Here is a 13,521-nt window from a genome sequence, read left to right as displayed (position 1 = left end):
TCATTAAACAATCAATTCGCACCCATCACGGGTGCGTGGATTGAAAACTGCTAGTACGCCTGAGCTACCAACTACTGAGGGTTCGCACCCATCACGGGTGCGTGGATTGAAAACATTAGAACGCCGTTTTAACCCATTTAAAGACTTTATTCGCACCCATCACGGGTGCGTGGATTGAAACTTAAGCTCGCGCGAATAGCGTCCATTTCTTTTGTTCGCACCCATCACGGGTGCGTGGATTGAAACAGTGGTTTCAACTGTTAAGCCGTCCACAATTAATTCGCACCCATCACGGGTGCGTGGATTGAAACTAAGTGCGTCTTTGGCTGGTACATTGACCAGTTTCGCACCCATCACGGGTGCGTGGATTGAAACGCCAGTTTCAGCAATCGTTTTAGCTGACGGCTGTTCGCACCCATCACGGGTGCGTGGATTGAAAACACGAAAGTTTTAGACAATCAGCACTGATAGACTTCGCACCCATCACGGGTGCGTGGATTGAAAACGCAGGTGGTAAAACTTACGAAGTACCAGTTAAGTTCGCACCCATCACGGGTGCGTGGATTGAAACGATGAGCCGCGCCGCTACTGGTTAATGATTATGTTCGCACCCATCACGGGTGCGTGGATTGAAAACGCTGGCAAGTTGTAGGCCGTAATAGCGCTCGTCCAATTCGCACCATCACGGGTGCGTGGATTGAAAACCAGAAGTAGAAATGCCCGACTACTGGAAGGTTTCGCACCCATCACGGGTGCGTGGATTGAAAACACTAATCCGCATTTTGTGAAAGGTAAGCGGATGTTCGCACCCATCACGGGTGCGTGGATTGAAAACTCAGTATAGCGATAGTCTGGACTACCAAAACTTTCGCACCCATCACGGGTGCGTGGATTGAAACACTAATCCGCATTTTGTGAAAGGTAAGCGGATGTTCGCACCCATCACGGGTGCGTGGATTGAAAACCCTGCATTGCTGCGTGTTGCACGGTTGTACGTATTCGCACCCATCACGGGTGCGTGGATTGAAAACACCATTAGATGGTGAATCTAATTCACTACCTATTCGCACCCATCACGGGTGCGTGGATTGAAAACACAACCATGCAGTCGCTATCGCAGGAAACATCTTCGCACCCATCACGGGTGCGTGGATTGAAAACATCATAATGACGAACGGTAATGAATCTAAGAATTTCGCACCCATCACGGGTGCGTGGATTGAAAACGCCATATTCGCCGCGACCCGTACTGGTGAGCTGTTCGCACCATTACGGGTGCGTGGATTGAAACTAACGCCAAGCCTTTATTAATCATCTTTGCGTTTCGCACCCATCACGGGTGCGTGGATTGAAAACCTGGTTGCCGCGATGCGGTAGGGATGTGATCGACGTCGCACCCATCACGGGTGCGTGGATTGAAACTACTATGTCTCCTTAAACCCTCACGACAACCATCGTCGTCTACCCTTTATTCGCTCTTGAATTTTCAAGCACGCTGTCTCTACAATCAAAGGCATCTCTAATCACGTAAATACTCGTGATTGGATATGCCTTTCTTTATGCCATCCATCTACTGAGACAGCCATGTATGCGCTTGTTGATTGCAATAGCTTCTATGCCAACTGTGAGAAGCTCTTTCGCCCTGATCTAAGAGGTAAGGCAGTGGTCGTACTGTCTAACAATGATGGCTGCGTGGTCGCTCGCTCCAGTGAGGCAAAACAGCTCGGTATCAAGATGGGTGTGCCGTACTTTCAGGTTAAAGAGTTCTGCGAGAAGAACGACGTTACCGTCTTTAGTTCAAACTACACTTTATATGCTGATATGTCTCACAGAGTCATGAGCACCCTCGAGAAACTGTGTCCTACCGTTGAAGTCTATTCTATAGATGAAGCCTTTTTATACTTAGCCGATTATCCTACTGCGATGACTGATCTTGATAGCTATGGGCGTAAGCTCAAAAGCATCGTTGAGCAGTACACCGGCATTCCAGTATGTGTGGGTATGGGCAGTACTAAGACCATGGCAAAGCTTGCCAATTATGCTGCTAAAAAGCACCCCGCTACTAAAGGCGTCTGCGTGCTAGATAATCTTCGATGGATCAGACGTATCATGCAGATCACCGATGTCGGTGAGGGTATGGGGCGTGGGTCGTCGTTACAAGGTCAGACTCAATAAGATGGGTATTCATACGGTCTATCAGCTCGCCGTCTGTGAGCCTGCGAAAATAAGGCAGCACTTCGGGGTGGTACTCGAGCGCACCTGCTTAGAGCTTAATGGTCAAAGCTGTCTTGGTATTGAGGCGGTAGAGGCTAAGAAGCAGATCATCTCTTCTCGTTCTTTCTCCTCTCGTATTACTTGCCCTGATGAGCTGAGCCAAGCGGTCTGTAGTCATGCGGCAAAAGCGGCAAGCAAGCTGCGCAAACAAGACAGTGTTTGTCATTACTTAAGCGTCTTTGCTAAGAATAGCTCGTTTAGTCAAACAGAGAGTTATACCTCTATATCCGGACAATGTCAGTTTATAACCCCAACCGCTGATACTAGAGTGATGGTAGCCGCTGCTCGGCAAATACTGACGCAAATATTTAAAAAGATGTTCGCTACGCTAAAGCAGGCGTTATGCTCTTTGATATCTGCCCGCATGATGAGGTACAGCCTGACTTGTTTGCAGACGATAGTAGCGACAATCAAACCAACCAACAAAGTACCTCAAAGAGCGCAGAGGTTATTGCCGTTATGGATCAGCTTAATAAAAGATATGGTCAAAACAGTAATCAGCAGTCTGCTGTGTTTATCGCAAGCGAAGGCATCAAAGACAAGCAGTCATGGCAAATGAGCCGGGATATGCTATCGCCTTGCTATACCACGAATATTAACCAAATACCCAAAGTAGATTAAACCAGAGGTGGACTCAATGACGGTTAAGATAATAGGAAGGCTCACCGATGAAGGTGAGACGGTATTGCTCTCGCTTTATAGCGATAGAGTCAAAGCAGGCTTTCCAAGCCCAGCGACGGACTATGTGCAAAACCGCATTGATCTAAACACACTGCTTATTCACAGTCCAACGACAACCTACTTGGTAGAAGTCGAAGGCGATAGCATGATCGATATGGGTATCTACCCCAATGATATCTTGATTGTAGATCGCTCATTAAGCGCTAGGAATAAAGATATCGTGATTGCACTAGTCGATGACGGCTTTACCGCCAAGCAGCTGATACTCGGTGAGCATATTATCTTACGAGCTCACAATGAGAACTATGCAGATATCGTGGTGAAAGGCTCGCTTGAGCTGTTTGGGGTGGTGGTGAGTAGTGTTAGGCGGTTTAAGAGGTGAGAAATAATAAAAAATTCTTTTTATGTCCTAAGATCAGATATCAATCTGCATCCATGTCATATAAGCTCTTGATCCTAATATTTAAGCAGCACACTGGTAAATCTCTATCTAAGATCCGTAAGCCGTTGTCCTAGAATTCCACTCTGTCTACCCTATCCACGTGCTTGCTAACTCTAGCTCATTTCTAAAGCGCTTCAGAGCAAATTATCATTGCTCTTCTATAAGTAACTCTAAAAGTAAAATGATGCGTCACGTATTGTCGTCTAGTTGACGAGGTGGGATCTAATTGATAGCAAGTAATAGTAAGATAAGAGTAGAGGTCAATAAATGAAGCATATCGACCACATTAGATCATTATCTTAGTGGAGTGTTTATGAATCCATCAAAATCATTAACAGTTGCCAAGCTGCAGACAACTCCTGTGCTCATATTTGAAGGCGTTCTTGAACTATATAATCTTTATACCTGTCATATCAGACCCTTCATTAGTGAAGCCTTTAAACTTAAGCATAGCGCTGCTTGGACTAAAACCACATTATTTATCAAAGAAGACAAAAGATGGTTTTTAGTCAATAATTTTGAGCTTTTTCACTTGATCAAAAGTCCTGATGTTGATTTTAATGTACTCGGACAAAAAGTGTCTGTGAGATATATCCCAAAAGATCAGTTTAATTTCGACATCAGTTTTTACGAGCTTATTGATCTCATCGCAAAATACAATAAAGAAATAGATATCAAGCTCATTTACACGCAGCTAAACGAGATCTTGGATCAAGAGATAAACCAAAAATTATTTGGCAAAAATATTTTTGCTATTACTACATTTTGTCGGCTTATAAATATAAGTGAGCAAACCTATTACAAGCGACCTTCTGAGGGTGTTTTATGACTGAGAATGCTCATGAAGAGCTAGAATGGCTTGATACGCCAGCATTAACAGAAATCATTAAAAAAATTGATAATGACCAGAATTTTATATATCCAGAAGCAGTATCGACTGCCATATCTGAGATCACTTTAGCAGTACACAATAGCTATAGCCAGCCAGATGATAATCCCCAAAATCTACTAAGATTAATATTACAGGTATTACAAAGAAGGCCAGTTCCTCGGCTTTCTATGACTATTAGTAGATCAGAATTAGCAAAAAAACCACTCATCATGCAATTGCTTATTCTCATGCAACATTCTATCAATGAACATCAGCATGACTACCTACAGAAACGGTTAATTTGGCTAGCCATAGCAATGCACACCAGTGTGATACTGATGCAGCATAGTACAAAACAACACACCAAAAATATACTGATGCAATTTAAACAGGCGCAGTTTTCAAGATCTTCTAGACGAACATGGATTTGGCGTGAACTACCTGATTTACCTCAAATGACCATGAGTTTGGAAAGCATACTCACCATTTTCACTGATCTATTAGAGCAGCAAAAAAGTGCATATGAATTGTTAAATGATAAGCAAGCTACTCATGCCGAAGAAAAGAAAGTGGCAAAAGATAAACTGAGCCAAATAGAGAAAATAACGACTGCCTATCAACACGCGCACGTGCCACAGAAGCCAAAACCTAAGCGTAAAAAGCTACCTAAGAACATTAAAGTTAAAGCTATCAACCTAGCAGATAACACATCAAAATATCCTGTAGACACCACTGCAACTAGGCATAACTGGAATACTACGTCCAGCAATGATGCATGGGGTAGCACACGTGACGATATAGAACACAGTGCTATCGCCATAGATCTTGCATTTTTAGACCCTAATACAGAAACCTATGAAGATCTAACTACTAGCTTTGAAGAGCGTATTGATCACCATGAGGCACCCTATGTCAGCTATGGCGAATATCCAAACCCGTTAATCAAATACTCTATACCGCTCCAAACTATAGATTTATCGCTACAGCAAAACTATATGTCTCAGCGCAATCTCGCGCTTAACTCTAACACGCGCTTACTCTCCCTTGCCGGCTACCAAGCGTTATTTGCTGCGCTCAACCAAGATGCAAGCACCTTACCAGAAACAGAGACTGATAAAACCTGTGCTGGTATTTTATTGTTATCTATGATTACTGGGTTGCCAGTTAAATCCTTACTAATACCCGGCTATATCGGTCATCCTAATATTTTCAAAATCAAAGGTAAAAAATACTACATTGAACACAGTTTAGGTATTACTAAAAGATCGACAAGCCAAACATTGCCCGAAAAGGATTATGAAAATACTTCTGATACCATCAAAGTTCCACTACCATCATGGCTTATAGATGATTTACTTGCTTGCGAGTTGCCGTCAAAAGAAGATTTTACGGCTTATCTTGCCGCCTTGCGTAGCAGCCTTGGATTGCCGTACCTGTCCGTCAATCGTATAGAGACCGCACTACATGTCGTGCTCTCTCGTTATACACCTAATTGCCATGCGCATATCGCCGATATCATCTGTCGCACGCCTGCGTCCCATGCTCCTGCGATGTACTATAGTAGCCACACTAGCGAAGCACTTATGGCTCACTATAAATCAGCACTGAACATATTTAATAGCAATAGTAATTTTGACCTGACTTATATCTCCGCCTGGCATAAATATACGGTGGGGTCAGGGTTTGCGTTGAAGATTGAAACAGTTTGCGACATCATAAATGAGATGAAGTACTGGACCGATCAAAGTTCAAACGATGAGGAGCACTTTAACAGAACCAGTATTTTTGTATGGTTTGTCTTTTGCCTTTTAACCGGCGTGCGACCAAACAACGGTCTTGGCAGAATGTACGATATTGATCTTGATATGGGTTGGCTGCTCATCAATGACAAGCCTGTTAAGAAGGTCAAAAGTGATCGTCTCATTCCGCTATGCCCGACACTGATACGCCATCTAACAGACTATAGAGCGTATTTGATTAATTATCAGGCAAAGCATCAAGGTTATCATGACATCAGCGCTATCATTGACAATATCCGTTTGGGTAATGATGAAACACTATTAAAGCTGTTGTATGAACGAGCTCCTAGTGCTAACTCCCCCTACTCTTAAAGACATTAAGCGTGGCGATGCTTATCATATGACCAAACACATCATTGACGCCAACCCCTATTGGACACGCCACTTTGTTCGTACGCAGCTTGAAAATCTTGGCGTTTCCTTATCGCTGATTAACACAGTTATTGGTCATGAAAAAGCTCGTCAAGAAGTATTGGGACGTTTCTCATCAAGTAGTAAAGCAGATATTAAGCGTGTAGCGTCCGTGTTTGAACAGATCGCAGCACAGCTTGGGTTATCAGATATCACAATCAATCATTATCCTAATTCAAATCATGTCGGCACAAGCACTGCAGAGGTTGATCATGCTAATAAATGAAATAAAGCTGCCAAAAATTATTGATGACTTAGCAAAGTTTGATGGTAGAAAAAAGCGCTACGTGCCTTACCCATCTATACTCAAAGACAGTGACACGGCAAGGACACGTGAGATAAAGCTACTCGCCGACTTACAAACCGAATGGGAGTCGTTGAAAAGGGTTCATCCTGGAAGTATCGGATTCATACAGTCTTTTAATAAATACTACCAACAAGCGCTTTGGCCCAATGAGCGCATCTTTTCATTTTCGCCAAGCTCTAGCGATTATTTTGATTTGTCATGGCTATCTTGGAGTCAATCTTTAAGCCAGTTTCAGATAGAGCTTTACAGGCAATTGGAGCCATTGTCCCAAGAGGGATTTGATGAGTTTCAGTCAATCATTGAAAATAAAATAGCAAAAGCTTACGAGTCATCTAGAACACTCAAACATGTTTGGCAAATCATCGTCAAGTTCATTGACTATCAAAATAAGCACTATATGCTTGCTGAGCATCACTATCCTAAGATAATCGCGCCACAGCCTACTAAAATCAATCCACTAATTACAAATACAGCTTGGTTAAAAAGACGGTAAGGCGCTGGTCAAAATCATTCGCGCAGTAGAGCATCATTGGGAGCAGAACACCAATTACAGCCAAGAGCAGATTATAGGCTGGCTGATATTCTCAGGAATTGTGTATGGCGGCATCAACGAGGTACAAATGCTTCAAGGGTGGCTTATCTCATTGCTCACCAAAGAGTATCAGCCATTCATCAAAGAAAGGATAATGGTCTCGCCGCGTTTTGTACAAAAGCACTTTGGTAACGAGCGCGAAGAAGGTAGTGACAAGCTTTATAACACCAAGCAAATCATTGTAGATGTGGTCAGTCAGTGTTGGCTGATGCGTTATCATAAAAACAGCAGTCAAGCAGAAATCAAACATATCATTGCCAAGCTGTCAGAAGATAAGATAAAGCGATACTTGACCGTGGCTTTGTCTGACGTGATCAAGCCTTTAGGTATTAAACCACTTCCCTTTTCAAGGTTTTTATATTACGCCAGTTATTACTGGGAGGATTTCGATGACGCTAGTATCGACCATGCTTCAGTTGGGGTGCTGCGAGGTATGCATAATACTGCAGGATTAAGTACGCAAGACTTTGGTCGGTTCTTGAACCAAAAATATCAGTATAAAGAGGAGCCGTATGATCTAGAACATATTTTGACGCTGTCTATCAGCAAAAGCTCTGTTAATCAAAACGAGTCATCTAGTAGTAGTTCTACCAAAAAGATAGATGTTAGAAAGTCTGATTTAATTATGAATCTGACTAAAGACTTCAAAACGGATGAAAAACAGAAAAAGAAAAAAACCAGCAAAAAGCCGCCTACTCTTATTGAAAGAGTACAAAAACGTTATAAGCAATACGATGACTTAAGTGAAAAAATTTTATTAGATTGGGTGTTGAATTTACTCAATCGAAAAGAATCAAAATCGCTTAGCAATGAGTCTATTTTGAAATATATTAGAACCATAGGCTATGAATGGTTATATTTCACAACGGCTCAGCCGCTTGATATTTGGTCAGAGGAAGAGTTTGAAGAGCTCTATGAAGACATCTTAGAATACAAAGCTGTCGTACGAAACAATACTGACATTGGATACTCTGCCAATTTATTGAAGAGTATGCACAACTTTGCTAAGAGCAAATACAACCTACCCTCCGTGAACTTCCAGCAGTCCAAAAATGGTCGGCGTGTACGTGCGGAGCTGATATCACTGCAAGCGTATCAAGCCATTATTACGCAGATACTGAGTTCTGTAGATATATTGGAGCAGGAGATGTTCGCGCTTTTATTTATCTTAGTCTATCGTACTGGGATGCGCAAAAAGAGCTGTTGGGACTTAAGTATAATGACATCGAAGGCTTAAAAACAGCTGTACCATCAGTGGTAATAAGGCCCAATAGCTACCGTCCAACTAAGACTCAAAGTAGTATTCGCCGCGTTCCCTTATTTGCTCTCCTCAAACCTAATGAGCTAAATTTTTTATTAATTTTGTGCAGAGTAATATTGGCGACAGTTCAAACAAATTTATCTTTACCTTATCATCGGATCAGCGCCCTATTGATGACCATGTTCCGTTGCAGTTACTCAAACGAGTTTTAAAAGACATATCGGTAGATGATAATGTAGCAGAGCATACCTTTCATGGGTTTAGGCATACAGCAGTGAGTAACCTATCTTTAGCGCTAGTAGGCCATTCAGATCTCGTAGAAGCCCTTACCGATTATGACGAAAGTGACGTAATTCGCATCAAACAAGGCATACTCGGAGAGCATACAGATGCACAGGATCGCTGGTATGCTCTCTCAGGTATTATGGGACACTTATCGCCTGAGCGGAGCTTTGAGTATTACAACCATTTTGCCACGCTGATGGCGACCTATGCGCTTAGTAAAGCAGATATAACATTGCCAGAACGTACGCTGTATAACGTAACAGGTTTTACGAACAAAAAGCTTAAGGAGAATAATGCAACTGTTAGTAATAGTAGCGTCAGTATACCTAGTATTCGTACACTTTTATTTAAAAATATTATAGAAGGCAAACGCAAGTCACCGAAGTTTACGGTCGAAAACTGTGATAAGAAACTCCTCTTGAGTACCAATACGCCAGTCACTAATGAGCTGTTTGGTCGTTATGGTCTAAACCGAGTACAACTGCTACTACAGACCTATGATAAAGAGATGCCTTTAAGTAAAGCAGCCCAGTTAGCAAATATCTCTATTCACGATGCAAAGGTTCTAATAGAACGTGCGAGCGAGGTTGCCGCTATCACTACCAAACGCGGCAAACCTCGCTTTGTTAAGCTATCAGATTCAAAGAATTCCGTACTGAGTCCACTGAACATTCAATACCAAAGTGATTTAAGGTTGCTATCGTTTTTGTTAAGTAATGCCTATCGTCTACGAGAAAAATCAGAGACTGATTGGACTTGGTTTATTGAGATATGTCGTGAAAAACTCTCTAGTAGCCGAGCATACCTACCATTTGGAAAAGAGATGAGAAAGAGTTGCAGCGTTTCATTGACATTGGTAAGAAACTGCTGCCTTTGAAACATTGGCTGATGAGCAGCAACGAAGATTTGTTGATGGAAACTATGTCATCTACTGACTATCAAGACATTAAGCAGCAATCTAATGAGTCGAAAAATGCTCTCCATATCGGTATTGCTAGTCAAGACCATAGAGAGCAGATGAACAAATGGCAATACTCACCGCTACTACGGTTTTTTATTCATATGATGCTCATTACAGATGAAAAGCTATCTATTTTGAGTTAAGTTTCTTACATTAAAATCTTTTAAAATGAGCTTGGTTATCGGAATAAATAGATTTGCTAGTTTAAGGGAAAATATGAGCTTGCTGGATAGTGGTGATTTAGAAGAAAAACAGAAATTAGATAAGAAGCTAACACAGCAAAAAAATACTACTGGGTGCTGTTCTTGTAGATGCTTTAGAGAAGGGATTCATTAGACGGTTTAAGGGAATATACAGCCGATAATCTGTTGGATTTTTGAGCAGACAAACGGATAAGGATTTAATGGCAGATTTGGTAAAAGGGCTTGATACTGAGTGAGACACTTAACAAGACGACTGAAGCAATTCAAAGTATTAACATTAACTAGAAAAGTTCAAATAGTCATTCTGCTATTAACTTGGATATCGCTAATAGCTTGGGCAATACTGAGTTGGCAAGGTAGAGACTTCCCTTTAGAGTCTGAGCTTAATTATAGTGAAGGTATTGTAGGTAGTTTGAATGTTGGTGAGGGAAATCACATTTTTATGTTATTAGATCTCAATGACCTTAACCGTAAAGAAGTATATGGGTGCAGCTATTCAGCTTTTGACACTGACTCCTCTTGTTTTGGCAAAAATATTTAGAACCTATTGAAGGTAAAAAAAGCCGTGATAGGGTGGTATATACAGAAAGATTTTCTAGGGTTTCATAATGGAATTAGACAGATGGTAAGTCTTAATGTGGAAGATGTCGAAGCTGAAATTAATGAGGTAATCACTTATCAGGGGACTTTAGACACTATAAAGGGTATGAATACGTATATGAATACGGGTTTTATTATATTTATAGCATTCTTTTATTACTGGGTTTGGCGTTTTATGGATTTTATAGAGTGAAAAGGATACAGTACCCTAGTGAGGACTTGAACCTTTGGCTGTGAGCTAATGGTATTAAGGTTTCAACTTGCTGAGATAGCCACAGTGTACTTCATGATGTACTTACCATAGATATTCTATCTATGATCGGTGCGCTAGTGAGGGACTTGAAGAGACCATCCCAGATTCTGTGTAACTGACGTTTAGATTAAATACTTACACAAAATTTAGGAAGGTCTCCCAGATTCTTATCAAAGACTTCATCATCTATTATTCGCCAAACGGCAACTTGCTGATGGTCTTTGGTGGTGACTAGATTTAAAGTTTGTTCAATCATTGCTTGAGGTCTCATATCCTTATGATGTTTATTTGCTTCAAACCCAGTTACTTTACACTTAGCGGTTTAATTAAGCTACTTACTTGAGCTATTTGCTTCAGTTATTAGGCTTGGCTACTTACTCAACTTCAATATTCTAAAGGCGCCCTGAATAACTACAGCAAATACGATGCTACCAATAATCAAATCAGGCGTACTAGAGTGTAACCAATTAACCAAAATCCCTGCAACAATTACCCCTAAATTGATAATCACATCGTTTGAAGTGAAAATCATACTGGCTTGCATATGGGCTTCTTCTTTTTGCTTTTCGATTTTTGTAGTAAATAGAGGCAAATCGAGTTTGCAATTAGCGCAAGAATCGATATGACTATCATGGTAGAAAAGTCAGGTAACTGCTCATTGCCAAAGAAACGTCTTAGCACTTCTAAAAAACCAAGAATCGCTAGCGTAATTTGAAAATATCCGGCAATTCTGGCAATTCGTTTTTTCTTAATGACCGTTCCACCGACCGCAAATAAGCTAATTCCGTACACGAAGCTATCTGCTAACATATCTAAGCTGTCGGCGACCAACCCCATCGAACGAGAAATCAGTCCCGTGCTCATTTCAATAATAAAGAAAGCAAAGTTAATGACCAGCACTATCCATAGTAGCTTTCTTTGCTCAGCATCTTTTTGTGACTAGAGTCAGCATCAATTTTAAAATTATTGTTGGGATCAGAGGGGTCAATGGTTTCGGTCGAGAGTAGGGTGTCTCCTAATTTTAGGTCATGAATAGCAGTCTCTATCCCTTCTATATTGTCATGATGAAACACAGTTAATTGACGGTTAGGAATGTCGAACTCAAGATGTTCAATATTCGAGTGGCCCTCTAATTTCATTCGGATTAGGTTTTCCTCCGAAGGGCAGTCCATCTTCGATATTTTAAAAGTTGTTTTATTCATAGCTACATTTATATCCGGGTGGTGGTTCAAAAAGTAGGCTGGAAAAAACAGGCTGAGAAATTGATAAATAGTGAAATGCAAATGACACTATACATCAAATGTCCAGCCTGTCTAAGTGACAATATAAAGAAAAATGGTTTCAAAAGCTATGCTCCAAGGGAACCAGCTATTTAACCCTTTGAACCTATTAATAGACTACTTAAAACAGACTGGTATAATGGAACCACTTATACCAGTCTGCTGAACTAACTCTTAATGTATCCAAAGTCATCGTACCTTGCATCATACTCTTTTTATTACATCGTCTACTTTTTACATGCGTTTTAGTATTTTGTAGTAGTCATTACCCTGTTTAAGTGTTTGCGCTGACATACTATATTTGCGCTGACATACTATAAAAGTGCTAAGCACTATTATCGCTTGGCACTAGTATGCTTCTATCCTACGTGACAACCTCCAAATTACTGACTAAATCATGACTGCTAACAACGTTTTGAACGTCAATAAAGGTACTTGTGCCTAACGCACCAAGGTTGTAGTTTGCAAACTCATGATATAAATTAACCACATCACCCATAATCAATAGCGCAGGTGTTGGTAATTTTGCCTCAGCTTGCTGCTCCGCGATATTACCAAGCGTACCGATAAGAAGCTGCTGCGTTGGCAAACTGGCATGACTAATCACAGCAAAAGGTGTATTACTGTCGCGCCCTGCGGCAATTAGCCCTTGAGTCATCTCATCTAGTCGATTCAACCCCATATAAAAGACAACCGTTTGCGTACTGTCTAAGAGTTCATCGTAGTCATTATTAGGTGCGCCCAACTTTTGCAAGCGGTCACAAATTTTACGGCTTGCGCATGATCACGGTGTGTCAAGGGAATACCTGCTCTACTTGCGGCCGCACTAGCAGCAGTGATACCAGGAATAGATTCAAAATGAATACCATGACGCACCACTTCTTGCAGCTCCTCTCCGCCGCGTCCAAATATAAAGGGGTCGCCACCTTTGAGCCTAACGACCGTTTTGCCTGCTAGCGCGTGTTTGACCAGTAGCTCATTGATACCTTCTTGTGGTAGTGCGTGATTGGCACGGCGCTTACCGACAAATATCTTCTCTGCCGTCAGCGCACACATATCTAAGATATCCTCTGAAACTAAACTATCATAGAGTACGACCTCTGCTTTTTGCATTACTCGTAATGCTTTTAACGTGAGTAGCTCAGGATCGCCAGAACCTGCACCAACCAAATGTACCGTGCCCGTTTTCACATTTTTTCTATACCTGATGGCTCATCGCTCACTCTAATATGACAATTTATATTGGGTAAATTTTGTGAAGTTAATGCGGCAATAAAGGTAGATGAATCAGTCATGGTAAT

At 41.3% G+C, this 13,521-nt stretch carries 13 protein-coding genes, 3 pseudogenes and 1 CRISPR repeat array (1 of these 17 cut by a window edge); of the genes and pseudogenes, 12 read left to right on the top strand and 4 right to left on the bottom strand.

What is annotated here, in order from left to right:
• Positions 1-1,225: direct repeats of the CRISPR family, unit length 31 nt; unit sequence TTCGCACCCATCACGGGTGCGTGGATTGAAA (it extends 8,574 nt beyond the left edge of the window).
• Between the two features lie 359 nt (positions 1,226-1,584).
• The 11 genes and pseudogenes from PKHYL_RS04830 to PKHYL_RS04780 all read left to right on the top strand — a co-directional run bounded on the left by PKHYL_RS04830 (position 1,585) and on the right by PKHYL_RS04780 (position 10,027).
• Entirely contained in the window at positions 1,585-2,175 is a 591-nt protein-coding gene (locus tag PKHYL_RS04830) for a Y-family DNA polymerase (protein WP_240366126.1), read from the top strand.
• Positions 2,123-2,530, top strand: a pseudogene (locus PKHYL_RS17985) (DinB/UmuC family translesion DNA polymerase); the annotation flags it as partial. The gene PKHYL_RS04830 and the pseudogene PKHYL_RS17985, both read left to right, overlap by 53 nt.
• An 86-nt stretch (positions 2,531-2,616) precedes the next feature.
• Positions 2,617-2,895: a DUF4113 domain-containing protein gene (locus PKHYL_RS17980; protein WP_332835927.1), complete on the top strand. Its 279-nt coding sequence runs from the start codon at positions 2,617-2,619 to the stop codon at positions 2,893-2,895.
• A gap of 16 nt (positions 2,896-2,911) precedes the next feature.
• Positions 2,912-3,337, top strand: a complete 426-nt coding sequence (locus PKHYL_RS04815) for a LexA family protein (RefSeq protein WP_025645154.1) — start codon at positions 2,912-2,914, stop codon at positions 3,335-3,337.
• A gap of 373 nt (positions 3,338-3,710) precedes the next feature.
• Entirely contained in the window at positions 3,711-4,226 is a 516-nt protein-coding gene (locus PKHYL_RS04810) for a hypothetical protein (protein WP_071002011.1), read from the top strand.
• Entirely contained in the window at positions 4,223-6,379 is a 2,157-nt protein-coding gene (locus tag PKHYL_RS04805; protein WP_240366123.1) for a hypothetical protein, read from the top strand. Before PKHYL_RS04810 ends, PKHYL_RS04805 begins: the two co-directional genes overlap by 4 nt.
• Positions 6,342-6,704 carry a hypothetical protein gene (locus tag PKHYL_RS04800; protein WP_240366122.1) on the top strand — a complete coding sequence of 121 codons (363 nt, stop codon included), beginning with the start codon at positions 6,342-6,344 and terminating at the stop codon, positions 6,702-6,704. The genes PKHYL_RS04805 and PKHYL_RS04800 overlap by 38 nt, the downstream gene beginning before the upstream one ends.
• Positions 6,691-7,278, top strand: a complete 588-nt coding sequence (locus PKHYL_RS04795) for a hypothetical protein (protein ID WP_240366121.1) — start codon at positions 6,691-6,693, stop codon at positions 7,276-7,278. Before PKHYL_RS04800 ends, PKHYL_RS04795 begins: the two co-directional genes overlap by 14 nt.
• A gap of 127 nt (positions 7,279-7,405) precedes the next feature.
• Positions 7,406-8,614: a hypothetical protein gene (locus PKHYL_RS04790; RefSeq protein WP_240366120.1), complete on the top strand. Its 1,209-nt coding sequence runs from the start codon at positions 7,406-7,408 to the stop codon at positions 8,612-8,614.
• 298 nt (positions 8,615-8,912) lie between these two features.
• Positions 8,913-9,800 (top strand): hypothetical protein, encoded by an 888-nt coding sequence (locus PKHYL_RS04785; RefSeq protein WP_240366119.1) that lies wholly within the window; start codon positions 8,913-8,915, stop codon positions 9,798-9,800.
• Positions 9,758-10,027, top strand: a complete 270-nt coding sequence (locus PKHYL_RS04780; RefSeq protein ID WP_240366118.1) for a hypothetical protein — start codon at positions 9,758-9,760, stop codon at positions 10,025-10,027. Before PKHYL_RS04785 ends, PKHYL_RS04780 begins: the two co-directional genes overlap by 43 nt.
• Before the next feature lie 1,040 nt (positions 10,028-11,067).
• On the opposite strand, the gene PKHYL_RS04775 is transcribed toward PKHYL_RS04780, so the two are convergent.
• The gene (locus tag PKHYL_RS04775; protein WP_178377961.1) at positions 11,068-11,211 is read right to left on the bottom strand and encodes a hypothetical protein; all 144 of its coding nucleotides are present in this window, start codon (positions 11,209-11,211) and stop codon (positions 11,068-11,070) included.
• Between the two features lie 99 nt (positions 11,212-11,310).
• Positions 11,311-12,142 (bottom strand): annotated as a pseudogene (locus tag PKHYL_RS04770) (cation transporter).
• Positions 12,143-12,217: 75 nt separating this feature from the next.
• Here PKHYL_RS04770 and PKHYL_RS04765 point away from each other — a divergent pair.
• Positions 12,218-12,292 (top strand): annotated as a pseudogene (locus tag PKHYL_RS04765) (IS1 family transposase); the annotation flags it as partial.
• A 292-nt stretch (positions 12,293-12,584) separates the two neighbouring features.
• On the opposite strand, the gene PKHYL_RS17210 reads toward PKHYL_RS04765, so the two are convergent.
• Positions 12,585-12,902, bottom strand: a complete 318-nt coding sequence (locus PKHYL_RS17210) for a hypothetical protein (protein WP_269778256.1) — start codon at positions 12,900-12,902, stop codon at positions 12,585-12,587.
• A 26-nt stretch (positions 12,903-12,928) separates the two neighbouring features.
• Entirely contained in the window at positions 12,929-13,411 is a 483-nt protein-coding gene (gene cobA / locus PKHYL_RS17205) for a uroporphyrinogen-III C-methyltransferase (protein WP_269778255.1), read from the bottom strand.
• Between the last annotated feature and the right edge of the window lie 110 nt (positions 13,412-13,521).

Origin of the sequence: Psychrobacter sp. KH172YL61 (assembly GCF_007182895.1) — a bacterium.
Lineage (GTDB): Bacteria > Pseudomonadota > Gammaproteobacteria > Pseudomonadales > Moraxellaceae > Psychrobacter > Psychrobacter pacificensis.
The sequence above is the reverse complement of the archived record's forward strand: the minus strand, read 5'-3'. Positions and strand labels throughout refer to the sequence as shown.